Annotated in this window: 14 protein-coding genes and 10 pseudogenes; 15 read left to right on the top strand and 9 right to left on the bottom strand. The window is 66.9% G+C overall.

Going from position 1 to position 23,542, the window contains the following annotated elements; translation table 11 throughout:
- Positions 1 to 6 precede the first annotated feature (6 nt).
- Complete coding sequence (locus tag AC0IX7_RS02125) at positions 7 to 678, top strand: glutathione S-transferase (protein ID WP_471810235.1); 672 nt, start codon at positions 7 to 9, stop codon at positions 676 to 678.
- Positions 675 to 1,789 (top strand): annotated as a pseudogene (dapE, locus tag AC0IX7_RS02120) (succinyl-diaminopimelate desuccinylase). The gene AC0IX7_RS02125 and the pseudogene dapE overlap by 4 nt, the downstream one beginning before the upstream one ends.
- 159 nt (positions 1,790 to 1,948) lie before the next feature.
- Here the strand turns inward: dapE and AC0IX7_RS02115 are convergent.
- The 3 genes and pseudogenes from AC0IX7_RS02115 to AC0IX7_RS02105 all read right to left on the bottom strand — a co-directional run bounded on the left by AC0IX7_RS02115 (position 1,949) and on the right by AC0IX7_RS02105 (position 4,571).
- Positions 1,949 to 2,592 (bottom strand): annotated as a pseudogene (locus tag AC0IX7_RS02115) (Smr/MutS family protein).
- A complete protein-coding gene (mltA, locus tag AC0IX7_RS02110) occupies positions 2,567 to 3,880 on the bottom strand; it encodes a murein transglycosylase A (RefSeq protein WP_471810233.1) in 1,314 nt (437 codons plus the stop codon). The pseudogene AC0IX7_RS02115 and the gene mltA overlap by 26 nt, the downstream one beginning before the upstream one ends.
- 46 nt (positions 3,881 to 3,926) lie before the next feature.
- Entirely contained in the window at positions 3,927 to 4,571 is a 645-nt protein-coding gene (locus AC0IX7_RS02105; protein ID WP_248525037.1) for a Tim44/TimA family putative adaptor protein, read from the bottom strand.
- Positions 4,572 to 4,737: 166 nt separating this feature from the next.
- On the opposite strand from AC0IX7_RS02105, the gene secB reads away from it, so the two are divergent.
- From secB to trpS, 3 genes and pseudogenes are all read left to right on the top strand, one after another.
- The gene (secB, locus tag AC0IX7_RS02100) at positions 4,738 to 5,259 is read left to right on the top strand and encodes a protein-export chaperone SecB (RefSeq protein ID WP_471810231.1); all 522 of its coding nucleotides are present in this window, start codon (positions 4,738 to 4,740) and stop codon (positions 5,257 to 5,259) included.
- A 25-nt stretch (positions 5,260 to 5,284) separates the two neighbouring features.
- Positions 5,285 to 6,848 (top strand): annotated as a pseudogene (murJ, locus tag AC0IX7_RS02095) (murein biosynthesis integral membrane protein MurJ).
- A gap of 8 nt (positions 6,849 to 6,856) precedes the next feature.
- A pseudogene (gene trpS / locus AC0IX7_RS02090) lies at positions 6,857 to 7,865 on the top strand (tryptophan--tRNA ligase).
- A 206-nt stretch (positions 7,866 to 8,071) separates the two neighbouring features.
- Here the strand turns inward: trpS and dnaA are convergent.
- The 3 genes and pseudogenes from dnaA to mutM form a co-directional block, all read right to left on the bottom strand.
- The gene (dnaA, locus tag AC0IX7_RS02085) at positions 8,072 to 9,568 is read right to left on the bottom strand and encodes a chromosomal replication initiator protein DnaA (protein ID WP_471813688.1); all 1,497 of its coding nucleotides are present in this window, start codon (positions 9,566 to 9,568) and stop codon (positions 8,072 to 8,074) included.
- Positions 9,569 to 10,014: 446 nt separating this feature from the next.
- Positions 10,015 to 10,277, bottom strand: a pseudogene (gene rpsT, locus AC0IX7_RS02080) (30S ribosomal protein S20).
- Between the two features lie 106 nt (positions 10,278 to 10,383).
- Positions 10,384 to 11,197, bottom strand: a pseudogene (gene mutM, locus AC0IX7_RS02075) (bifunctional DNA-formamidopyrimidine glycosylase/DNA-(apurinic or apyrimidinic site) lyase).
- A gap of 56 nt (positions 11,198 to 11,253) precedes the next feature.
- On the opposite strand from mutM, the gene AC0IX7_RS02070 reads away from it, so the two are divergent.
- The 7 genes and pseudogenes from AC0IX7_RS02070 (at position 11,254) to AC0IX7_RS02040 (ending at position 17,788) form a co-directional block, all read left to right on the top strand.
- Positions 11,254 to 12,018 carry a class I SAM-dependent methyltransferase gene (locus AC0IX7_RS02070; protein ID WP_187503372.1) on the top strand — a complete coding sequence of 255 codons (765 nt, stop codon included), beginning with the start codon at positions 11,254 to 11,256 and terminating at the stop codon, positions 12,016 to 12,018.
- Positions 12,019 to 12,313: 295 nt separating this feature from the next.
- Positions 12,314 to 13,847 (top strand): annotated as a pseudogene (gene ubiB / locus AC0IX7_RS02065) (2-polyprenylphenol 6-hydroxylase).
- Between the two features lie 2 nt (positions 13,848 to 13,849).
- Positions 13,850 to 14,929: a hypothetical protein gene (locus AC0IX7_RS02060; protein ID WP_471810229.1), complete on the top strand. Its 1,080-nt coding sequence runs from the start codon at positions 13,850 to 13,852 to the stop codon at positions 14,927 to 14,929.
- A 10-nt stretch (positions 14,930 to 14,939) separates the two neighbouring features.
- Positions 14,940 to 16,126, top strand: a pseudogene (gene coaBC / locus AC0IX7_RS02055) (bifunctional phosphopantothenoylcysteine decarboxylase/phosphopantothenate--cysteine ligase CoaBC).
- Positions 16,123 to 16,559, top strand: a pseudogene (gene dut / locus AC0IX7_RS02050) (dUTP diphosphatase). The pseudogenes coaBC and dut overlap by 4 nt, the downstream one beginning before the upstream one ends.
- A 228-nt stretch (positions 16,560 to 16,787) precedes the next feature.
- Positions 16,788 to 17,030 (top strand): hypothetical protein, encoded by a 243-nt coding sequence (locus tag AC0IX7_RS02045; protein WP_471810227.1) that lies wholly within the window; start codon positions 16,788 to 16,790, stop codon positions 17,028 to 17,030.
- Positions 17,027 to 17,788 (top strand): HesA/MoeB/ThiF family protein, encoded by a 762-nt coding sequence (locus AC0IX7_RS02040; RefSeq protein ID WP_471810225.1) that lies wholly within the window; start codon positions 17,027 to 17,029, stop codon positions 17,786 to 17,788. Before AC0IX7_RS02045 ends, AC0IX7_RS02040 begins: the two co-directional genes overlap by 4 nt.
- Before the next feature lie 253 nt (positions 17,789 to 18,041).
- Here AC0IX7_RS02040 and galU read toward each other — a convergent pair whose 3' ends face one another.
- Positions 18,042 to 18,914: a UTP--glucose-1-phosphate uridylyltransferase GalU gene (gene galU, locus AC0IX7_RS02035; RefSeq protein WP_471810223.1), complete on the bottom strand. Its 873-nt coding sequence runs from the start codon at positions 18,912 to 18,914 to the stop codon at positions 18,042 to 18,044.
- A 147-nt stretch (positions 18,915 to 19,061) separates the two neighbouring features.
- Here galU and wecB point away from each other — a divergent pair, with 147 nt between their 5' ends.
- Positions 19,062 to 20,204 (top strand): non-hydrolyzing UDP-N-acetylglucosamine 2-epimerase, encoded by a 1,143-nt coding sequence (gene wecB / locus AC0IX7_RS02030; RefSeq protein ID WP_471810221.1) that lies wholly within the window; start codon positions 19,062 to 19,064, stop codon positions 20,202 to 20,204.
- A pseudogene (gene wecC / locus AC0IX7_RS02025) lies at positions 20,194 to 21,514 on the top strand (UDP-N-acetyl-D-mannosamine dehydrogenase). Before wecB ends, wecC begins: the two are co-directional and overlap by 11 nt.
- Here wecC and AC0IX7_RS02020 read toward each other — a convergent pair.
- On the bottom strand, positions 21,471 to 22,046 hold the full coding sequence (locus tag AC0IX7_RS02020) for a M48 family metallopeptidase (protein WP_471810219.1): 576 nt from the start codon (positions 22,044 to 22,046) through the stop codon (positions 21,471 to 21,473). The pseudogene wecC and the gene AC0IX7_RS02020 overlap by 44 nt on opposite strands.
- Positions 22,043 to 22,369 carry a PDZ domain-containing protein gene (locus AC0IX7_RS02015; RefSeq protein WP_471810217.1) on the bottom strand — a complete coding sequence of 109 codons (327 nt, stop codon included), beginning with the start codon at positions 22,367 to 22,369 and terminating at the stop codon, positions 22,043 to 22,045. Before AC0IX7_RS02015 ends, AC0IX7_RS02020 begins: the two co-directional genes overlap by 4 nt.
- A gap of 243 nt (positions 22,370 to 22,612) precedes the next feature.
- On the opposite strand from AC0IX7_RS02015, the gene AC0IX7_RS02010 reads away from it, so the two are divergent.
- Positions 22,613 to 23,461: a metallophosphoesterase family protein gene (locus AC0IX7_RS02010; RefSeq protein ID WP_471810216.1), complete on the top strand. Its 849-nt coding sequence runs from the start codon at positions 22,613 to 22,615 to the stop codon at positions 23,459 to 23,461.
- Positions 23,462 to 23,542 lie beyond the last annotated feature (81 nt).

Here is a 23,542-nt window from a genome sequence, read left to right as displayed (position 1 = left end):
GCGCGCATGAAACTGATCATCGGCAACAAGGCCTACTCCTCCTGGTCACTGCGCGGCTGGCTCGCGTGCAAGCAGTCCGGGCTGCCGTTCGAGGAGGTGGTCGTGCCGATGTACGACGCCGATTGGGAAAAGCGCCGCTCAGGGAACGAATTCGCGCCGTCGTCGGGCAAGGTGCCGATCCTGTGGGACGGCGACGCGGTCGTGTGGGACAGCCTCGCGATCGTCGACTATCTCGCCGACAAGGTCGGGCGCGAGCGCTTCTGGCCCGAGGACAATGCCGCACGGGCGATGGCGCGGTCGATGGCGGCGGAGATGCATTCGAGCTTTGCCGCGCTGCGCCGCAAGCACAGCATGAACGTCCGCCAGGTGTTTCCGGCGCGCACGCCCGACGACGACGTGCTCGCCGAGTTGCAGCGGATCATGGAGATCTGGGCGCAGGCTCGCGCGCGCTTCGGCGGTGGTGGCGATTTCCTGTTCGGCCAGTTCGGCGCGGCGGACATCATGTTCGCGCCGGTCGTTACCCGGATCGTCACCTACCAGCTGCCGATCGCGCGCTTTGCCGCCGGCTACATGCAGGCGATGTTCGAGCATCCCTTCATACAGGACTGGATCGCGGCCGCGCAGGAAGAGGAATGGGTGCTCGAGCAATATGAGCAGCCCACGCCCGCAACCGCATGATCGACCCCGTCGCGCTCACGCAGGCGTTGCTGCGCGCGGATAGCGTCACGCCGGCGCGCGGCGAGGTATTCGATGTGCTGGAGGCGGCGCTGGAGCCGCTCGGCTTTGCGGTCGATCGGTTCGTCGTTGGCGAGGCTCCGGACGGTCCGGTGGAGAATCTGCTCGCGACACGCGGGACCGGACCACGGCATCTGGCGTTCGCCGGTCATGTCGACGTCGTTCCACCGGGCGAGGGCTGGACCGGTTCCCCTGGTCCGGCGAAGTCCGCGGCGGGCTGCTGTACGGACGCGGCGCTGTCGACATGAAGGGCGCGGTTGCCGCATTCGTGGCTGCCGCCAGCCGCAGCGATGCCGGCACGCTGTCGCTGATAATCACCGGCGACGAGGAAGGCCCCGCGACCTACGGCACCGTCGCGTTGATGGAGCGGATGGCCGCGCGGGGCATCGTGCCCGATCTTTGCCTGGTCGGCGAACCCACCTCGACCGCACGGCTCGGCGACATGGTGAAGATCGGGCGGCGCGGCTCGGTGAACATCTGGATCGACGTGCCCGGGCGGCAGGGTCACGTCGCCTACCCACACCTCGCCGACAACCCGATCCCGCGACTGATCGCGATCCTGGCCGAGGTTGAAACCGTCGTGCTCGACGAAGGGACCGACTGGTTCCAGCCATCGAACATCGAGGTTACCGACATCACGGTCGGCAACCCCGCGCACAACGTCATCCCGGCCAAGGCGTCGGCACGGCTCAGCATCCGGTTCAACGATCGGCATCGCGGGGCCGACCTGATCGAGCGCATTCACACGATTGCCGAACGCCATGCGCCGGGTGCGGTAGTGACGGGCAAGGTCTCGGGCGAAGCGTTCCTGACCGAGCCGGGTGCGTTTTCCGCTTTGCTGTCTGACGCGATCATCGCATCGACGGGCATCACGCCGGAGTTGTCGACCACCGGCGGCACCTCCGACGCGCGCTTCCTCTCGAAGCTGTGCCCGGTGGTCGAGTTCGGCCTGATCAACGCGACGATGCACAAGGTCGACGAAGCAGTCGCGGTCGAGGACCTGCTGGCGCTGACGGATATCTATGCCGGCGTGATCGACCGGGCGCTGCGATAAATCGGCGACGCAGTATCTAATCCTCCCCGCCAGGGGGAGGTGGCTGGCTTCTCGCCAGTCGGAGGGGGAGGTAAGGAAGAACCGCCGTGGCGTGTTCCTCCCCTCCGTCGCCTTCGGCGCCACCTCCCCCTGGCGGGGGAGGATTAGTCCTAATGTCGCCTAATCCCGCCCGCGGCGCAGCACGATATACAACGCCCCTGCCCGCCATGCCGCGGATGCGCGCCGCGCACGGCCGCGATCGAGTCCGCATGACGCGACCCCGCCAGCCAGTCCGCCACCGCCGACCGGATCGCCCCGCGCGCATGCGGACGTTCGCTCTCGGGTCGTGGCGGCTTGCCCGTCACCAGCAGCAGCACGCGGTCGCCACGCGCGATCGCCCGCCCGAGACCAACGTCGAGCAACGTATGCGCGGACGCCAGCGTATGTCCGTGAAGGTCGATAGAGCTATCCGGACTGACCACGCCGCGCGTCAGCCGCTTGTCCCAGCCACCATCCAGCGTATTCGCGGTGATCGGCTTGGCGACCGGCCGCGGCGGTACCACCGGTTTCGCACCCGGGCGGCTGGCGAACGGCGTGACGACGGTACGAACGATCGGTTTCACCCGGCCCAGCGGCGCCGGTGGCGGCGGAACGACCTTGCCGTTGGGCCCGATCACCGGCTTCGGCGGGGGCGGCAGCGGCGGCGCGCGCTCGGGAATGCGAACCGCGACCGAGCGCATCGGCCGGACGGTCTGCATCACCCGCGCCCAGAGCTGCGCCTCCTCGGGGGTGAGCGGGTCAGGGTTGAGGGGTCGGCCCGCCATATTGCGCCCCATTCGCTTGGCCATTGAGACGCTGAACCGTACCGATCGGCAACAGCAGGAACGCGGTGCCACGCCCCGCCATCCCGCCTGCGGTCGACTCCGCCGCTGGCCCGGCGCCCCAGAACGTGTCGAAGCGATTGCTCCCCTTGATCGCGCCGCCGGTGTCCTGCGCCACCCACAAGCCGCTCGCATCCTGCCGATCGAGCGACAGGAACACGGGTGCGCCCAGCGGCACGAACTTGACGTCCGCCGCCGCACTCACCTGGCCGGTGACCGGCAGGCCGAGTGCCCCCAACGGTGCCCCCTCCAGTTCGCGGAAGAACACGAAGCTCTTATTCTCGCGCATGATCGCCTGCCCCTCGGCCGGGTGCGCGTGGAGCCAGGCGACGATCCCCTGCATCGAGGTCTGCCCCGGTTGCAGCAACCCGCGCGACTTCATCAGCGCGCCGATGCCGGTATAATCGCGGCCGTTCTGCGTCGCATAGCCGATCCGCAGGATCTCGCCGTCGGGCAACCGAAGTCGCCCCGAACCCTGGATCTGGAGGAAGAACAATTCCACCGGATCGCGCGCCCAGGCGAGGATCGGCGCCCGCCCCGAGATCGCACCCTGCTCGATCGCGGTACGGTCGTAATAGGGCACCAAATTGCTGCGATCGACGCGACCGCGGATCTTCTTGCCCTTCAAGCTGGTCGAGAACGCACCGAGATCGACGTCGATCAGGTCGTTGGGCCGCCCGTAGATCGGCGCATAGCCATCGCGACGCTCGAGCGAGCCGGCGATTTCAGGCTCGTAGTAGCCCGTCGCGAACGCCTTGCCGTCACCGACCTGCACCGCCTCGAACCACTGCGTGAAAAAGGTCCGCGCACCGCCGCGAGGAACCGCGGCCGCCGCCGCACAAGCCGGCTGCCAATCGGTGCCACGCGTTAAGCCGGACGTATCGGTACGACGCATCAGCGAAGGACAGCTCGTGACGAACGCCGACAACGCCGACTGCGCCTGCGTCTCGTCGATCGGCAGGCTGGCGACCGGCGGACCGGCGATCACGCCGGCAGCAACCGCATTGGTCGGTGCCGTCGGCGTTACCACGGGAATCGACAACATCGGCACAGAGCCGACGATCCGCGCCGGCATCTGGATGCCACGGATGTTGGGCGAAGCACCCGTATCGCGCGAAGGATGCACACGCACCGGCTCGCGCGAAGGTTCGCGGTCGGCGGTACCGCCCCGATCGACCGGCGCAGGACCCGAACGCGGCGGCGCGACGCCACCGACGCACGCGCTCAACATCAGCGAGAGACCAAGTCCGCCGAGCCCCGCCCCCTGAAGCGCACGGTCACGCCTCGTCGGTGTCGGCGAGCTTCCAGTTCGGATCACTGCTCTTCAGCGTCCGTGCGAACGTCCAGACGTCGTGCGTCTCGACCGCGTCGGTCAGCGACCCGGCCAGGACATTGCCCTCGCCGTCGCGCGTGACGGCCGCGATGTCCGCGTCGAACCGCACCGTAATCCGCGCATCGCGACCCGACACGCTCGCATCGGAGATCACCGCGCGCTCGATCGAGACGAGACGATTGTCGAGCACTTCGCCCGCCGCGACCCGCGCTGCGATCGCCTCGGCGAACGCCGCGCGGACGTCATCCTCGGCGAGATAGCCCAGTTGCTCCTCGTCGCCCTTCCAGAACGCCTCGAGCACCATGCGGTACGCCGCCTGTGCGCCTTCGAGGAACTGGTTGACGTCGAACCCGGATTCGGCGGCGACGATCGACCGCAGGCCTGCTTCGGCGCGCGGCTCGATGTTGCGGCTGGCGACCTCGCGGGGCTCGGGCGTCGCATCCACCGTTCGCGGAACGGCGGCGAGCGCAGGACGGTCCTCGGCCGCGCGCGGCAAGGGCTGTTCATGCCCCGTCCGCTTGCCGAGCACGCTATACAGTCGCATCGCCAAGAAGCCTGCAACCATCGCGAGAAGAACTACGTAAAACAACCGTGCCTCCGATCTTCGGGCTAACATAGGCCAAAGCTGCGCTTATTCAAACCCGGGCCCGTTGAAACGCCCGGTCGGCACTGCTACTCGCAGCCCCTGACCGACATGAACGCGCAAGCGTGCCGCTTCGGTCCCTATTTCACGCTTCTTCGCAAGGACACGACGAATGGATGATCAGGACAATGGCGTGACCGCGCCCGACCAGATGGGCGACCAGTTCGTGAACGGAGAGGACACGGTTCCCGCCGCCGGCCTGATCTCGCAATACGTCAAGGATCTGTCGTTCGAGAACCCGAACGCGCCTGCAGTCTACCAGAACCAGACCCCGCCCGCGATCGACGTACAGTTCAACATCGGCGCGGCGCAGGTCGGCGACGAGGTGCACGAAGTCGTGCTGAAGATCGACGTCCGTGCCGAGACCGACGGGCAGGTCGCGTTCATCGTCGACCTTTCGTACGCAGGGCTCTTCGGGCTCCGCAACATTCCGGCCGAGCATGTCCAGCCGTTCCTGCTGGGTGAAGCACCGCGCCTGCTGTTCCCGTTCGCCCGCCGCGTGCTGTCGGATGCGGTGCGTGACGGTGGCTTCCCGCCGCTGCTGCTCGAGCCGATCGATTTCGGCCAGCTGTACCTGACCCAGTCGGAGCAGCAGGGCATCCAGCCGAACGTCGGCGATTTCGGCCAGGCCTGATCGACCGGAGGTGGAGCGCGCGTAGATGAACCTGACCAAGGCGCTGGGATCGGTCGGCGGGCTGACGCTCGCCAGCCGTGTCCTGGGGCTGGTGCGCGACTCGCTGTTCGCGCGGTTCGTCGGCGCGGGGTTCGCGTCGGACGCGTTCCTGATCGCGTTCCGCCTCCCCAACATGTTCCGCGCCCTTTTCGCGGAGGGCGCGTTTTCCGCGGCGTTCATCCCGATGTTCAATCGGAAGGTCGGCGACAAGACCGGGCGCGGATTGCCCGACGGGATCGCGTTCGCCGAGGATGCGCTGTCGGTGCTGCTCCCGACGCTGATCCTGATGACCGCGATCTTCGAACTCGCGGCGTGGCCGATGACGTGGCTGCTGACCTTCGGGTTCAACGGCGCCAACGCGGAACGGTTCGACTATGTCGTCCATCTGTCGCGGATCACCCTCCCTATCTGCTGCTGATCAGCCTCGTGTCGCTGCTCGGTGGCATCCTCAATTCGCTGCACAAGTTCTGGATCAACGCGGCGGCACCGATCCTGCTCAACGCGACGCTGATCGCCGCGCTGCTGCTGTTCCACGAACGCCAGCCGCTGCTGACCGCGCGCAACCAGGCGATCGCGGTGACGGTGTCGGGCGCGTTGCAGCTTCTGTGGCTGATCTGGGCCTGTCGCGCGTCCGGCGTGAAGCTGCGGCTCAAGCGTCCGCAACTCAATCCCGACGTTAAGAAGCTGATGTCGCTGATCTGGCCCGCCGCCGCCGGGGCCGGCGCGGTGCAGATCAACCTCGTCGTCTCGACCGCGCTCGCTGCCGCGCTGCTGCCCGCTGGCTCGGTCTCGTACATCTATTTCGCCGACCGGTTGAACCAGCTCCCGCTCGGCCTGATCGGCATCGGTCTCGGCACCGTCCTGCTTCCCACCATCTCGCGCCAGCTCGGCCGCGGCGAGGAGGCCGAGGCGATGACAACGCAGAACCGCGGCATGGAACTGGCGCTGTTCCTGACCCTCCCCGCCACGGTCGCGCTGATCGTGTGCGGCGTGCCGATCGTCGGCGCGCTGTTCCAGCACGGCAAGTTCGCGCTCGACGACAGCGTGCTGACCGCGCAAGCCTTGGCCGCCTTCTCGATCGGCCTGCCGTCGTACATCCTCGTGAAGGTCCTGACGCCCGGCTATTACGCACGCTCGGACACCAAGACGCCGGTACGCTATGCGACGATGTCGATGGTCGTGAACCTCGTCCTCAACCTCGCCTTCATCAAGCCGCTCGGCCACATGGGCCCGCCGCTCGCCACCGCGATCGCGAGCACCGTCAACGTCGCGATGCTTTACCGCACGCTCGTCCGCCGCGGGCATTTCACGCCTGACGCCAGGCTTCGCCGGCGGACGTGGCGGCTGCTGGTCGCCGCGCTGATCATGGGCGTCGTGATGTTTTTCCTCAACGACCTGTTCCAGCCGTTCGTGACCGGCACAAGCATCCAGCGCTGGGGGCCATGCTGGTGCTGGTTACCACCGGCGGCGTGGTCTATGCGATCGCGACATTGCTCACCGGCGCGTTCCGGCTGGGCGACATCTCCACGCTTCTGCGTCGTTCCAGATAGGTTTTTCTATGCGCGTCGTCTCCGGCATCAAGCCAACCGGTAATCTCCACCTCGGCAATTACCTTGGCGCCGTGAAGCAATGGGTTGCCCTCCAGGACGACGTCGCGGCACAGGGTGGCGAGTCGATGTTCTTCATCGCCGATCTCCACGCGCCGACCGAATGGATCGCGCCGGCGGAATTGTCGTCGCACACGATCGAGGTCGCGGCGACGATGATCGCAGCCGGCATCGATCCGGCGAAGTCGATCCTGTTCAACCAGGCGCGGGTGCCGGCGCACAGCGAGATGGCGTGGCTGCTCAACACCGTCGCCCGCGTCGGCTGGTTGAACCGGATGACCCAGTTCAAGGACAAGGCGGGCAAGAACCGCGAAGGCGCGAGCGTCGGGTTGTACGACTACCCGGTGCTGATGGCGGCCGACGTGCTGCTTTACAACGCGACGCACGTGCCGGTCGGCGAGGACCAGAAGCAGCATCTGGAACTCGCGCGCGACATCGCGACCAAGTTCAACGGCGATTATGGCGTGGACCTGTTCACGCTGCCAGCGCCGCTGATCAGCAAGGCCGCGCCGCGGATCATGTCGTTGCGCGATGCCTCGGCGAAGATGTCCAAATCGAGATCCGTCCGAGCAGTCGGTGGTCAAACTGATCGACAGCGATGACACGATCGCCGACAAGTTCCGCAAGGCGAAGACCGATCCCGACAATTTGCCGGCAACGGTCGAGGAACTGGGTGATCGCGCGGAGGCGCGCAACCTGCTGACGATCTACGCCGCGCTGGCGGATAGCGATATCGCGACCGTGCTCGGCGAGTTCGGCGGCAAGGGCTTCGGCGCGTTCAAGCCCGCGCTAGCGGACCTAGCGGTGGCGAAATTGGGCCCGATCCGTGATGAGATGGTGCGGTTGCTGGATGATCGCAGTGCGGTGACGGCGGTACTGCAGGCAGGCGCGGAGAAAGCGCGCGCGCTGGCGGCACCGGTGTTGAAGGCGACGCAGGACGCAATGGGGTTGCAGGTCTAAACGCGAACCGACCTGCCCCCCTGAAAGGGAGGGGCGGGGGTGGGTCGCCAGCCGCATCATGGAACCGGTGCGACAAGCTGGCCGACTCACCCCGGCCCCTCCCTTCCAGGGAGGGGAAGACTTCAGTATGCCAATGAAGTGTGTTCCCCCGCGAAGGCGGGGTCCAGTCTGGGCTCCCGCCTTCGCGGGGGAACAAGGAGGGAAGGCTAGCCTTCGAGCTCACGCATCAGCACGCGGACCGCCGCATCGATATCGCGATCCAGATCGCGCAGTTCCTCGATCTTGCGCACCGCATGGATCACCGTCGAATGATCGCGCCCGCCGAACTTCCGTCCGATCTCCGGCAGCGACCGAGTCGTAAGCCGCTTGGCCAGATACATCGCGATCTGCCGCGGCCGTGCCACGGCGCGCGCGCGACGCGCCGAGATCAGGTCGAGCGGCTTCAGTTCGAAATGCGCGGACACGAGCTTCTGGATTTCGTCGATCGTCACGCGCTTCTGCGCGCCACGGAGGACTTCGCCGAGCGTAGCCACCGCGAAATCGAGGTCGATCGTGTCGCCGGTCAGCTGCGCATAAGCGACGACGCGGTTGAGCGCGCCCTCGAGCTCGCGGATGTTCGCATGGATGCGGCTGGCGAGCAGGTCGAGCACGTCGGTCGGCACGCGCATGTCGGGCAGGTCGACCAGCTTCCGATCGAGAATCGTCCGGCGCAGCGTCAGGTCGGGCGCCTTGATGTCCGCGACCAGCCCGACCGCCATCCGGCTGATGATCCGCGCCTCGACGCCTTCCAGCGCCTGCGGGCAGCGATCGGCGGAGATCACCAGCCGCTTGCCCGCCGCCATGATCTCGTTGACCGTGTGGAAGAATTCTTCCTGCGTCGCGTCCTTGCCGGCGATAAACTGGAGATCGTCGATCAGCAGCAGGTCGGCACCGCGCAGCCGCTGCTTGAACGCATGCGTATCGCGCGCGCGCATCGCCGCGACGAAATCGTACATGAACCGCTCGGCGGACATGCACAGCACGATCGCGTGCGGGTTATGCTCGAGGAACGCGTGGCCGATCGCGTGCATGAGGTGGGTCTTGCCCTGCCCCGTGCCGCTGTGGAGGAACAACGGGCTGAACCGGACCGGCCCCGGCTCGGCGAGCACCTTGGCCGCGTTGAACGCGACCTTGTTCGACGGATCAACGACGAATCGCTCGAAGGTATAGCGTGGATCAAGCGGCGGGCGTTCGGCTGGCACGCCGACCGCCGCCGTTGCCTCGACGACCGCTGGTGCAGGCTTAAGCGACGGATCGACACCGAACTTCATCGATACCTGTGCAGGCGCAGCCGGCTGGGGTTCTGCGACCGGCTTGGCTTCGACGACCGGCTTCGGCGCGGCAGGCTCTACGACCGCCGGATCCGCCACCGGCTCGATCGCCAGTACGACGGGCGCGCGACCCGGCGCCCGGGTCTCGATCTGGACGGTGCGGACGTTGGGCAGGATCTGCTTGAATTCGAGCACGAGTCGGTCGGCGTAATGATTGCGGACCCAGTTGGTCATGAACGCCGATGGGAGCGCGAGACGGATCGTGTCGTGGTCCTCGCCCGGGATCAGCTCGATCGGTTTCAGCCACTGCTCGAACAGCCGCGCGCCCGCCGACTCGCGCAAGGACGCACGCACGCGGGCCCAGGCCTTCTCGGCCTCGGTCGCGTGGGTCATCGGTCCTTGCCACTTCGTCACGCGCACACTTCTCCGACCCCGCACGACAGGCGTGCAGGTGACATAGTCCCGACAGAAAATGGCCCCCAGACGACCCTAAGGGTCATCCGGCATCTTCGCCCTGTTTGTTGATGCAGCGGTGGAAACCACCGTCGCTGTGAGCCCCGTTATGAAGCGATCAGCGATCCGAGCAAGGCCCCGACGCGTCACATTTTCGAAATAAAGCGGGTTGACTTGATCAAGCCGCGGAAATGCGTCGATATTTTTATAAGTCGCTGTGTTTACGCATTTTTTGCAATTTCGGCGATTGCATGACGTGATTCTCTCGCACACGAATCGTGGCAGAATCCTAGGGTTATGCGGACTCTCCGGAGGTTCCTTCGCACACGCAAAAACCCGCCGGGAATGTCCCGACGGGTGATCCGCTTTCGACAGTGATCGTTCGCTTAGGCGAGCCCGGTCACGGCCTTGGTCAGACGCGCGAACTTGCGGCTCGCGGTGTTCTTGTGCAGCACGCCCTTGGCGACGCCACGCTGCAGCTCAGGCTGTGCGGCCGCGAGTGCGGTGGTCGCTGCGCCCTTGTCGCCCGACGCCAGTGCGGCCTCGACCTTCTTGATGAAGGTACGGATACGGCCGACTCGGTTGCCGTTCACTTCCGCGCGACGGTCGTTGCGACGGATACGCTTTTCGCCTGCGGCGTGTTCGCCATGAAGCCCTCTGGATGTTCGAATGAATAAAAGGGGCGCCGGATTGCTCCTACGCCCTCTCGAAGCCGCGGCCCTACTCACTTTGCTCCTGCGCGTCAACCGAAACGCTCAGCCGCGCTGACACTTCGGACACCAGAAGGTCGAGCGCCCGCCTTCGGTGCGGCGCTTGACGGTGGAGCCGCATTCGCACGCCCCACCCTCGCGACCATAGACGCGCCATTGCTTGGAAAAATAGCCAAGTTCGCCGTCCGGCCGCACATAATCGCGGAGCGACGACCCACCCGCCAAGATCGCCGCCGTCAACACTGTCCGAATCGCCTCGACCAGCCGCTCGAGTCGAAACAGCGAGATCCGTCCCGCCGCCCGGCTAGGCGCGATCTTCGCCATGTGCAGCGCCTCGCACACATAGATGTTGCCGAGACCCGCGACGATCCGCTGGTCGAGCAGCATCGCCTTGATCGACGCCCCCGCCCTTCGAGCGCCTCCAGCAGATACGCGGCGGTCAGGTCTCGCCCGAGCGGCTCGGGCCCCATGCTGAGGAACGGGGGTAATTGGCGATGTCCTCGGTCGCCCAAAGATCGAGAAAGCCGAATCGCCGTGGGTCGTTGAGCGCAACCGTCCGGCCCGCCGCGGTGCCGATCAGCAGGTGATCGTGCGCGAGCAGTTCGCTCGGATCGACTCGCCAGCGCCCCGACATGCCGAGGTGGAAGATCAGCGTATCCCCGCGATCGGTATCGATCAGGCCGTATTTGGCGCGCCGCCCCAGCGTCGTGACGGTCGCCCCGGTCATCCGCTGGCGCAGGTCGACCGGGATCGCTTTGCGCAGGTCGGCGCGGCGTGGCTCGACCGAGGTCAGGCGCTGGCCCTTGAGCACGGGCTCCAGCCCGCGCACGGTGGTTTCGACTTCTGGTAATTCTGGCACGCTTTGCAGCTAGGTTGCGTTTGCTCGCGCCACAAGGCGCGGCTAGAGCGCAGGATATGAACGACTTGATCGCGCCCGCGCCCGCTTCGACGCCCGATACCGTCTCCTTCGGCTACGAAGACATTCCCGCCACCGAGAAGACCGCCCGCGTCGGCGGCGTCTTCTCGAACGTCGCGGGCAAATACGACCTGATGAACGATGCGATGTCGGGCGGCATGCACCGGCTGTGGAAGGACCGTTTCGTCCGCCGCGTGAAACCGCGCGAAGGCGAGCAGATCCTCGACATGGCGGGCGGCACCGGCGACATCGCGTTCCGCATGGAGCCGTCGGGCGCGTCGATCACGGTCGCCGACATCAACCCGCAGATGCTCGAAGTCGGCATGCAGCGCGCTCAGAAGCGCGGGATCGACGGCCTGGTCTGGACCGAAGCCAATGCGGAGACGCTGACCTTCCCCGACAAGTTCTTCGACGCCTACACGATCGCGTTCGGCATCCGGAACGTGACCGACATCCCCAAGGCTCTGCGCGAAGCGCACCGCGTCCTGCGGCGTGGCGGGCGCTTCTATTGCCTCGAATTCTCCACGACGGTGTGGCCTGGGTTCGCCGAGGTGTACGATGCGTACTCGCACAAGATGGTCCCGAAGCTCGGCCAGTTGCTCGCGCAGGATGCCGACAGCTATCGCTACCTGATCGAGTCGATCCGGCGCTTCCCCGACATGCCAAAGTTCAAGGGCATGATCGCGGACGCGGGCTTCGTGCAGACCAAGGTCGAGCCTTTGCTGGGTGGACTCGTCGCGATCCACAGTGGGTGGAAGATATAGTGATCACGCGAAGGCGCGAAGACGCAAAGATGTGTTCACGCGGAGACGCGGAGACGCGGAGAGTAAGTAAGGGCGAAAGCGCCAAGAAGCCTCTTGCGCGCCAGCGCTTTGCAACCGCTTCGCTCATGATGAAAAGCCGCAAGCGCGGCGAGGCGCCACATTTCCGCGCCTCCGCGCCTCCGCGCAAACCACTTCTTCTTTCTCTCCGCGTCTCCGCGTCTCCGCGTGAACAAATCTCTCTTCGCGCCTTCGCGCCTTCGCGTGAACATAACCCTTCTCAAGGCGCTCCGGCCCAGTGACCGCCTCAACCACCCACATATGGCGTCTCCTAAAATGGGGCCGCATCCTCGCTCGCCACGGCGCGCTGCGCGGGATCGAGCGTGACCCGAACACGCCAGCCCCGTCCGCCGCCTCGCCCGGATCGCCCGGTTCGGCGCGCGCGTGCCCGCAGTGCCGCGTTACGCCGACGCGTTCCAGACGATCGGACCCGCGGCGATCAAGCTCGGCCAGACGCTCGCCACCCGCCCCGATCTCGTCGGCGAGGACGCGGCGAACGATCTGCTCAGGCTCCAGGACCAGCTCTCCCCGTCCCCTACGAGACGATCGAGGCGGCGATGCTGGCGAGCTTCGGCAAGCCGCTGGAGACGTTGTTCTCGCGGATCGAACCGATTCCGGTCGGCGCAGCATCGATCGCGCAGGTCCACCGCGCGGTCACCACCGATGGCCGCCAGGTCGCGGTGAAAGTCCTCCGCCCTGGCGTTGAAGACGATTTCGCGCGCGCGATCGACACCTATAGCTGGGCCGCGGCCCAACTGGAGGCGCTCAGCCCCGAAGCGATGCGCCTGCGCCCGCGCCTCACGATCGAGACGTTCAAACGCTGGACCCTGCGCGAACTGAACTTCCGCCGCGAAGCCGCCTCGGCGTCCGAACTCGCGGAGGGCATGACCGCCGAGCCCGATTTCGTCATCCCCGCGATCGATTGGGCGCGCTCGACCAACAAGGTCATGACGATCGAATGGATCGACGGCATCAAGCTGTCCGATCGCCCGGCGCTCGTCGCCGCCGGCTACGACCTGCCCGGCCTCGCCAACACGCTCGTCCGCGCGTTCCTGCGCCAGGCGATCGCCGACGGCTTCTTCCACGCCGACATGCACCAGGGAAACCTGTTCGCGCTGCCCGGCAACCGGATCGCCGCGATCGATTTCGGCATCATGGGCCGGATCGACCGCCGCGCGCGCGTCTGGCTCGCCGAGATCCTCTACGGGCTGATCACCGGCAATTATAAGCGCGTCGCCGAGATCCATTTCGAGGCCGGCTACGTCCCTGCGCACCACGACGTCGCCGAGTTCGCCACCGCGTTGCGTGCGGTCGGCGAGCCGATGCGCGGGCTGCCGGTCAAGGACATGTCGATCGGCATGATGCTCGACAGTCTATTCTCGATCACGCGCGATTTCGACATGGCGACGCAGCCGCATCTGCTGCTGCTCCAGAAGACGATGGTGATGGTCGAGGGCGTCGCGACCAGCCTCAACCCCGACATCAACCTGTGGGAAGCCGCCGAGCCGTTCGTCCGCGACTGGATCCGCGGCGAACTCGGCCCCGAGGCCGCGATCGCCGACCGCCTGATCGCCGACTTCCAGACGCTCACCCGCCTGCCCGAGTTGGTCCGCCGGATCGAGGCGCATTACCCCGCCCCCGGCGGCGCGCCCCCGATGCCGCCGCTGCGCGAGATCGAAGTCATCCGGATCGGCGGCGGCTGGCGTTATGCGGCGGTGGCGGTGATCGCCGCGCTCGTCGGCATCGCAGGAACGTGGTTCAGCGTGACGTGACGATGCGCCGCCCGCTGACCCCGGTCTGGCTCGCGGCGCCGTCAAGGTTCGCAAACATCTCGCAACCCGCCGCCCGCGCGGTGGTCGCGCTGCTGGCCTTGATCCTGACCACGACGTTCGCCGCGCTGTCCGTAGCGCCTGGTCATACCGATACCGCGCTATACGCAATGATCGTGGACGGCGTTCGCCACGGTGGCAATTACTATGCGGTAGCCGCGGATGCACTGCGCGCCGGCGGCTATCCGCTCGCGCCATTCACCGCGTTCCGCCTGCCCACGCTCGCGGTGATCGAGGCCGCGCTGCCGAACATAGCGGTGATGGCGATGGTCTACCTGCTCACCGCGGCGGTCGCGGTCGCCTGCCATGGCCGTATGCAGCCGGTACTGAAGACGCGCGCCGCGCAGACGGCGGTCGCTTTGCTGCTGTTCGCCAGCCTCGCGCCGCTGCTCCAGCCCTCGCTCGCGCCATTGCCCGATCTCTGGGCCGGGCTCGCGATAACGCTCTCGCTCGCGATCAGGCGGCACGGCCATTATGTCGACGCGATCGCATTCGGTGTTGCAGCGGCCGTGCTCCGCGAGACTGCCGCGCTCTATCTGATCGTCATGCTGGCGTTCGCGCTGGCCGAACGTCAGCGGCGCGAGGCGCTAGGCTGGGCCGCCGCGCTGATCGTCGCCGCCCTCGTACTGGCAATCCACGCTTATGCCGTGGTGCAGGTCGTCAAGCCACTCGACGACATGGTCTTCGAGTGGGCCGGGTTGCTCGGTTTCGGCGCGTTCGTGTCCGCCACGATCTCGGCCACCGCACTCGCCTGGCTGCCGTTGGGTTTCGCGGCGCCGATCGTCGGCCTCGCGCTGTTCGGCTGGGCGACATGGCGCGATCCCCTCGCCCTGCGCGCGCTCGCCATGATCGTCCTCACCGCATTGCTGATCACCGTGTTCGGCACCGAGGAGACGCCGCACTGGGCGCTGCTGGTCACGCCGTTGCTGCTCACCGGGCTCGTGTTCGTCCCCGACGGCCTGCGCGATCTGGTCCATGCGGCGCTCGACAGCCGACGCATTACCGTGACGCGGATTATCCGCTAAAGACGCCCTCATGACGCGCATTCTCCTGATCGTCGGTGGCGGGATCGCCGCCTACAAGGCCGCCGAACTGATCCGCCTGCTGAAAGGCCGCGGCCATGCGGTGCGCTGCGTGATGACCGAGGCGGCGCATCATTTCGTTACGCCGATGACGCTCGCCGCACTCAGCGAGGACAAGGTCTACACGACGCTCTGGGATCTCAAGGACGAGGCCGAGATGGGCCATATCCAGCTCAGCCGCCAGGCCGATCTGATCGTCGTCGCCCCCGCCACCGCCGACCTGATCGCGCGCATGGCCGGCGGACTCGCGAACGACCTCGCGACGACACTGCTGCTCGCTACCGACAAGCCGGTCCTGGTCGCGCCCGCGATGAACGTCCGGATGTGGACCCACGCCGCGACCGTCCGCAACGTCGCGCAACTCCGCGCCGACGGCGTGACGGTGATGCAACCCGACGAAGGCGCGATGGCGTGCGGCGAATACGGCCCCGGCCGCCTGCCCGAGCCCCCGCGATCCTCGCCGCGATCGAAGACATGCTTGCTCCCGGCCCGCGCAAGCGCCTCACGAGCCGCCACGTCCTCGTCACCGCCGGCCCGACTCACGAACCGATCGACCCGGTCCGCTACATCGCCAATCGCTCCTCGGGCAAACAGGGCTTCGCGATCGCCGCGGCGCTGGCACAACTCGGCGCACGCGTCACGCTCGTCGCCGGCCCCGTGACGCTCGCGACCCCGCCGGCGGTCGACCGGATCGACGTGGAAACGGCACGCGAGATGGCCGACGCCGTCGACCACGCGCTGCCCGCCGACGCCGCCGTCATGGTGGCCGCGGTCGCCGACTGGCATGTCGAATCCTCCCAGCAGAAGATCAAGAAAGGCGATGCAACGCCGACGCTGACGCTTGCGGAAAATCCCGATATTCTCGCGACTTTGGCGCGCAGCCCGCACCGCCCTCGCCTCCTGATCGGGTTCGCCGCAGAAACCGAACACGTGCTCGAACACGCCACCGCCAAGCGCGTTCGCAAGGCCGCCGACTGGATCGTCGCCAACGACGTATCGGGCGACGTGATGGGCGGCGCGGACAACAGCGTGCATCTCGTCACGGCTGCCGGCGTCGAGAGCTGGGAGCGCCTGCCCAAGGACGCGGTCGCCGCCCGACTGGCGGACCGCATCGCCGATGCGCTAGAAGCCGCATCATGATCCGCATCGAACTCAAACGCCTCCCGCACGGCGAGGGCCTGCCTTTGCCTGCCTACGCGACCGACGGCGCCGCCGGCATGGACGTCGTCTCCGCCGAGGCACTGACGCTCGCCCCCGGCGACCGCGCCGCCGTCGCGACCGGCTTCGCGATCGCCATTCCCGACGGGCACGAGGTCCAGGTCCGCCCCGCTCCGGCCTCGCGCTCAAGCACGGCGTCACCTGCCTCAACACGCCCGGTACGATCGACAGCGACTATCGCGGCGAATTGAAGGTGATCCTTGCCAATCTCGGCCAGGAGCCATTCGAGATCGCGCGCGGCGACCGCATCGCGCAGCTCGTTCCCGCGGTCGTCCTGCGCGCCACGCTCGACGAAGTCGCGACGCTCGACGACACCACCCGCGGTGCAGGCGGCTTCGGATCGACCGGCCGATGATCGCCGCCTTCCTCCTCCTGCTCCAAGCCGCGGCGCCTCCGATCGCTCAGGTGCAGGTCGTCCCCACGATCCCGGCGACGCCGCCCGCTACGGTGCCCGCATCTGCCCCAGTATCCGGCCCAGTATCCGGCCCATTGCCCCCACAGGACTGGAGCACGCTGCCCCCTGCGCATCCGTCGCCAGGCGACCACGCTCGCCAACACCTCGGCCTATGTCCACGGCGAGGTCATGGCCGGGCGTTGCGCGAAGGCGGTCCGGACGGTGCAGGGCTGGTCGCTCAGCCTCGACCTCGCGGTGCTGATGACGCGCGACGGCCGCGTCCGCCGCATCACCCCGCGCGCGATCGATTGCCCGACGGTCGAGCAATATGCGGCCGGCGTCATCCTCGGCGCGCGCGATTCGATCGACGTGGTCGATACCGATACGGACACCTGGTATCGCACCAGCCTGACGTTCGCCTGGGGCGCATGATCCTCTCCGACGACGAACTCACCCGATATGCGCGGCATATCGTCCTAAAGGAATTCGGCGGCTCCGGGCAGGCGCGACTGAAGACGGCGACCGTCGCGATCGTCGGCGCAGGCGGGATCGGCTCGCCCGCGATCCAGTATCTGGGGGCCGCCGGCGTCGGTCGCCTCATCCTGATCGACGACGACCGGGTCGAGCCGTCGAACCTGCAACGCCAGACGATCTTCACCACCGTGGATACCGGCATCGCGAAGGTCGAGGCGGCAGCAGCGGCGGTCCAGCGGATCAACCCGCATGTCGCGGTCGAAACCCACCGGGTGCAGATCGATCCGACGAACGTCGCGGGCCTGCTGGCCGGGGCCGACGTCGTGCTCGACGGCTGCGACAACTTCGCGACCCGCTTCTGCGTCGCCGACGCCGCGCATGTCGCGAAGATCCCGCTCGTCTCCGCCGCTGTCGGGCAGTTCGAGGGACAGCTCGCCACATATCGCGGCTGGGAAGCGGACAAGCCGTGCTACCGCTGCTTCGTCGGCGAAGACCCCGAGCGGGCCGAGACGAGCTGCGCGGAAGACGGCGTCCTCGGCCCCGTCACCGGCGTGATCGGCAGCCTCGCCGCACTGGAAGTCCTGCGCGCCATCGCCCCGTTCGGCGACGACCCCGCGGGCAAGTTGCTGTTGATTGACCTTCTGGCGCTGCGCTTCCGGTCGATCCGCCTGCCGAAGGATCCGGGTTGCCGCGCCTGCGGTACAACGCGCGGCTAGGCGCACGCTCGACCACCGACGTCGTCATGCCGGACGTGTTCCGGTGGCCCCGAACCAGTCGGAACCATTCGGCGCCCCCTTTTCCACCTGTAACGTCATCCCCGCGGAGGCGGGGACCCAGATGCTCAGGAGGTCGCGATCATGTCGCGAGGTTTGCCAATACGGGTTCCCGCCTGCGCGGGAATGACCGTTACATGTTTGACGCGAATACGTGCCGAACCGGTTCGGGGTAACGGCTCGGCAACGACCCGGTTCAGCCCTTCAGCAGCCCCTTGGCGAACTCGCGCACGGCCGGACCGATGTCGGCCCGCGACAGCGCGATCGCCAGGTTCGCCTGGATGTACCCCGCCTTGTCGCCGCAATCGTAACGCTGGCCGTCGAAGGTGAAGCCATGGAACGGCTGGTTGCCGATCAGCTGCGCCATCGCGTCGGTCAGCTGGATCTCTCCACCCGCACCCTTCTCCTGGTTCTCCAGGATGCGCATCACGTCCGGCTGGAGGATATAGCGACCGGGGATCATCAGGTTCGACGGCGCGGTGCCCTGCTTGGGCTTCTCGACCAGAGCCTTCACCTCGGTCAAACGACCATCGATCGCGCCGGGCGAGATGATGCCGTATTTGTCGGTCTCGGAATCGGCCACTTCGAGCGCACCGATCACATTGCCGCCGACCTGGTTATACGCCTCGACCATCTGCTTCATGAAGCCCGGCTTGCCCACCATCAGCTCGTCGGGGAGCAGGACGGCGAACGGCTCGTCGCCGACGATCTCGCGCGCACACCATACCGCATGGCCGAGGCCCAGCGGCTCCTGCTGGCGGACATAGACCGGCGAACCCGGCTTCATCCGGATCTGGCTGATCGCGTCGAGCGACTTGCCGCGCGCGCGCATCGTGTCCTCGAGCTCGTACGAGATATCGAAATGATCCTCGAGCGCACCCTTGCCGCGACCGGTGACGAAGATGATCTGCTCGATCCCCGCTTCGAGCGCTTCCTCGACCGCATATTGGATCAGCGGCTTGTCGACGACGGTCAGCATTTCCTTGGGCATCGACTTGGTCGCGGGGAGAAAGCGCGTGCCGAGCCCGGCAACGGGAAATACGGCCTTGCGAAGCGGCTTGATCGTCATTCGGAGCTCCAATTATGTCTTCGAGGTCGTTTAGTTGCGCTGCACCATTTACCGGTCGTTACGGACCCGCGCAATTCCGATCACCCGATCAAAGAAACGCTGTAACCGGTTAGCGCGTCATTAAATATCGTCGGCTAGAGAGGTTCCATGTCCAAGATCCTCGTCATTTTCGGGACGCGCCCCGAAGCGATCAAACTCTTTCCGGTGATCCGTGCGCTGGCGGCAACGCCTGGCCTCGCGGTGCGAACCTGCGTTACCGCGCAACATCGCGGGTTGCTCGACCAGGTCCTCGCCATCGCCGATCTGTCGCCCGACATCGATCTCGACCTCATGGAGCCGGGTCAGACGCTCGATCGCCTGACCGCGCGACTGCTCACCGGACTTGGCGAAGTGATGGACGCCGAGATGCCCGATCTCGTCATGGTGCAGGGCGATACCGCGACCGCGATGACGGGTGCGCTCGCCGCCTATTACCGCAAGGTGCCGGTCGCGCATGTCGAGGCAGGGCTGCGCTCGGGCGACATCTACCAGCCCTGGCCGGAAGAGGTGAACCGCCGCATCGTCGCGCCGATCGCCGCGCTGCACTTCGCCCCGACCGAGACCGCAGCCGAGGCGTTGCGGCGCGAGACGATCCCTACCGACACGATCCACGTCACCGGCAACACTGTGATCGACGCGCTGCACTGGACCGCCGACCGTGTCGCCGCGGATCCTGCACTGGCGGCGGGTCTCGACGCCATTGCAGCGCGCTTCGCCGGCAAGCGCATCGTCCTGGTCACTACGCATCGGCGCGAGAATTTCGGCGACGGCATGGCGGCGATCGCCCGCGCGATCGGTCGGATCGCCGAGCGCGACGACGTGGCGGTGCTGTTCCCCGTCCACCCCAATCCCAACGTCGTCTCCGTGATGGACGCGATCCTGGGCGATCGCGCCAACGTCGCACGGATCGAGCCGCTCGATTACCCGCATTTCGTCCGCGCGCTCGGCATGGCGGAGATCGTCCTGACCGATTCGGGCGGCGTGCAGGAGGAGGCCCCCGCGCTCGGCAAGCCCGTCCTCGTGATGCGCGAGACGACCGAGCGGCCGGAAGGCGTGGCCGCCGGCACCGCCAAGCTGATCGGGACCGACGAAGACCGCATCGTCTCCGAAATCTTCACGCTGCTCGACGACGCAGGCGTATATGCCGCGATGGCGCGTGCCCATAACCCGTTCGGGGACGGTCATGCCGCGGCCAGGATCGCCGAGACAATCGCAGAAACACTCGCAAAGGGCGCCGGGCATGCTGTCTGATACCAACCTCAACGTCGTCGTGCTCGGGCTCGGCTATATCGGCCTTCCCACCGCTGCGATCATCGCGCGGACCGGCGCGCAGGTGCTCGGCGTCGACGTGACCGAGATCGGTCGTCGAGACCGTCAATTCGGGCCGGGTGCATATCGAGGAGGTCGATCTCGATGGTCTCGTCTCCGGCGTCGTCGCGCGCGGCACGTTGCGCGCCTCGACCGCGATCGAGCCGGCGGATGTCTTTGTCATCGCCGTGCCGACACCGTTCGATGCCGATCATGCGCCCAACATCGGCTATGTCCTCGACGCTGCGACGACCATCGCGTCGGTGCTGAAGGCGGGCGATACGATTATCCTAGAATCGACCTCCCCGGTCGGCACGACGGAGAAGGTCCGCGATCTGCTGGCGACCTTGCGGCCCGATCTGCGCGTACCGGGCAAGACCGGCGACCAGGCGGACATCGCGATCGCCTATTGCCCCGAGCGCGTGCTGCCCGGCCGCATCCTGGTCGAGCTGATCGACAACGACCGCGTCATTGGCGGGATCACGCCGCGGTGCGCACGCAAGGCCCTCACCTTCTACCGCCGGTTCGTGCGCGGCGCCTGCGTCACCACCACCGCGCGCGCCGCGGAAATGACCAAGCTCACCGAGAACGCGTTTCGCGACGTCAACATCGCGTTCGCCAACGAATTGTCGCTGATCGCCGACACGATGGGCGTCGACGTCTGGGAGGTTATCCGCCTCGCCAACCGTCACCCGCGCGTCAACATCCTGCAGCCCGGCCCCGGCGTCGGCGGGCATTGCATCGCGGTCGATCCGTGGTTCCTGGTGCATGCCGCCCCCGACCAGACGCCGCTGATCCGTACCGCGCGCGAAGTGAACGACGGCAAGACCGACCACGTCATCGCGCAGGTCGCCGCTCTCGTCGAGGCGTCACCGGACGCAATTGTCGCGTGCCTCGGCCTCGCGTTCAAGGCGAACATCGACGACTTCCGCGAGAGCCCTGCCCTCAAGGTCGCCGAAGCGGTCGCGCGGCAGTTCGGCGACCGGGTGCGGATCGTCGAGCCCTATGCGCAGACGCTGCCGACCGTGCTGGCGGGCACCGGCGCAACACTGATCGACGTCGATACCGCAATCGAGACATGTTCGATCATGATCGTGCTGGTCGACCACGACGTGTTCAAGTCGATCCCGCTCGAGGAGCGCGCCGACAAGGCAGTGCTCGACACGCGCGGTATCTGGCCGGACCAGCCGCGCCCGTCGCTGCCCGCAGTCAGCGCAACGGCACGTTTCGAGTCGCAACGACTGGCGGGATGATCGGCCGCGTCGAGGTCGCCGCGATGTCGCGCGCGGCGGCCTCAAGCACCTCGGCGCGTGCCTTGGACGAGGCATGCGTACGACTGCGGAACAGCCCGCCGTCGATCGTTCCGCCCTTCTGCCGCCAGAATTTGGGCGCCGACATCGGATCGTATCCGGCATTGGCGAGCAGGTAGATCCCGAGCAGGTCCGCCTGGTCCTCGGTCTCGCGGATCAACCGGCCGTTGCGACCCAGCTCCGCCAGCATGCCGCGGTTGATCTTCGCGGCGTCGAGCCTGTCGCGGTGGCGCAGGATGTTGTGCGCCAGCTCGTGCGAGACGACGACCGCGATCTCCTCGTCGGTATAATCCTCGAAGAAGCGCTCGCCGATCTGCACGATCGCGCCATCCGCCGTTGCGCTGAGCCCGCTGCCCAGCAGGATCTCGAACCGCGAGCGACACCCCCCGACCGGCTGCACCGCGATCGGCAAACGCTTCCCTCCGCGCAGGATGGTCAGCCGCAACGGTTTGGCGATCGGCGCCGCCGCAATCACCGCTTCCGCCGCATCGCGTGCCCCGCGCCCTCTGTGGCATCCGCACCCGGCAGCCCGGGTTGCTCGGTGTCGTTGATCGTGAAGATCGAGTCGTTCGCGCGCAAACCAGCCCGGTCCGCGGGCGCTCCGGGCACGACCGCCTCGACGCCGACCGTCGATTCGAAGCCGAACGCCGTCGCCGCGGACGGGCGCGCTGCCGGCCCGTATTGCGTCAGCGCATGGATCGGCATTCCGATCTGCGGTTGCTGTCGATCGCACAGCGCAGCGTTGGCGGTCGTCAGCCGGTAGGCGATCGTCGCGAGGCGGAGGTCGGCTGCACGCAACGTCTCGAAGAACGCGGGGCTGGGCGCGACCTCCTTGGCGGGCGACGCGGCGGTGAGCAGCAGGAGCGGCAGCAGGCGGGGATCATCGACATGAACCTTCCTTAGCCATCGCGCACGGCCGCGTCATGCCGCATAGGCACCGATCGCAGACGCTTGGCATACATTGCGACCGACCGTGGAACATCCTATGCGACCGCGCGTCCGATCAGCTCTGGTACATCTTCCCTCCCCATCGATAGCGACATGATTTCAAAGCTTTTCAAGTCCCGTAGCAGCGCCAAGACGAACCAGCCCAGGATCCCCGACGGTCGCCGCGTCTATGCGGTGGGCGATATTCATGGCTGTGCGGACCTGCTCGACGAATTGATCGGCCTGATCGAGGCGGACGAGCGCGCGCGCGGCCCCGCGGAGACGACCATCGTGTTTCTCGGCGATATCGTCGATCGCGGCCCCGCCTCTGCCGCGGTGATCGACCGCCTGCGCCATCTTGCCGCCGCGCGCGCCGACGTGCGCTTCCTGCTCGGCAACCATGAGGAAATCTTCCTCGGCGCGCTCGACGGCGAACCCAAGGCGCTACGCCTGTTCTGCCGAATCGGCGGCCGCGAGACCATCCTCAGCTACGGCATGGACCCGACCGAATACGAACGGCTGGACTATGAGGAACTCGTCCACCGCATCGACGCGCTGGTGCCGGACCAGCACCGGGAGTTCCTGCGCCGCTTCGAAGACATGATCGTGATCGGCGACTACGCATTCGTCCACGCTGGCGTGCGTCCCGATACGCCGCTGAACCTGCAGCGGACGTCGGACCTGCGCTGGATCCGCGATCCGTTCCTCGATCATCGCTCGACGCTGGAGAAGACCATCGTCCACGGCCACACGATGACCGACGAGGTCGAGCGGCGCGGCCACCGGATCGGCATCGATACGGGCGCCTACGCCTCGGGCCGGTTGACCGCGCTCGGAATCGAGGGTGCCGAGACATGGTCGTTGCAGACCGCGGCGGATCCCGCCGGACGGGGGATCAGGTTGGCGCGAAATAACCTACGACAAGCAAACTGCCGCTTCTCCCACGGTTTTGGATCGGTATAAGGAGGGGGCGGCAGTGTGTTGCACTGCCGCAACAGTGCGGAAGACTTCGCACGGTTATCTAGACCTCGGTTGCCTCGGTGG

Source organism: Sphingomonas sp. AC411, assembly GCF_979253035.1.
Note: the sequence above shows the minus strand (reverse complement) of the source record. Positions and strands in the feature narration are given on the sequence as shown.

Bases quoted from the DNA above. Each gene is read 5' to 3' on its own strand.
- AC0IX7_RS02060 (WP_471810229.1), top strand. From the start codon at position 13,850: ATGCGCCGCCCGCTGACCCCGGTCTGGCTCGCGGCGCCGTCAAGGTTC.
- AC0IX7_RS02070 (WP_187503372.1), top strand. From the start codon at position 11,254: ATGAACGACTTGATCGCGCCCGCGCCCGCTTCGACGCCCGATACCGTC.
- dnaA (WP_471813688.1), bottom strand. From the start codon at position 9,568: ATGACCCACGCGACCGAGGCCGAGAAGGCCTGGGCCCGCGTGCGTGCG.
- secB (WP_471810231.1), top strand. From the start codon at position 4,738: ATGGATGATCAGGACAATGGCGTGACCGCGCCCGACCAGATGGGCGAC.
- AC0IX7_RS02040 (WP_471810225.1), top strand. From the start codon at position 17,027: ATGATCCTCTCCGACGACGAACTCACCCGATATGCGCGGCATATCGTC.
- wecB (WP_471810221.1), top strand. From the start codon at position 19,062: ATGTCCAAGATCCTCGTCATTTTCGGGACGCGCCCCGAAGCGATCAAA.
- AC0IX7_RS02045 (WP_471810227.1), top strand. From the start codon at position 16,788: ATGGCCGGGCGTTGCGCGAAGGCGGTCCGGACGGTGCAGGGCTGGTCG.
- galU (WP_471810223.1), bottom strand. From the start codon at position 18,914: ATGACGATCAAGCCGCTTCGCAAGGCCGTATTTCCCGTTGCCGGGCTC.
- mltA (WP_471810233.1), bottom strand. From the start codon at position 3,880: ATGTTGAGCGCGTGCGTCGGTGGCGTCGCGCCGCCGCGTTCGGGTCCT.
- AC0IX7_RS02010 (WP_471810216.1), top strand. From the start codon at position 22,613: ATGATTTCAAAGCTTTTCAAGTCCCGTAGCAGCGCCAAGACGAACCAG.
- AC0IX7_RS02125 (WP_471810235.1), top strand. From the start codon at position 7: ATGAAACTGATCATCGGCAACAAGGCCTACTCCTCCTGGTCACTGCGC.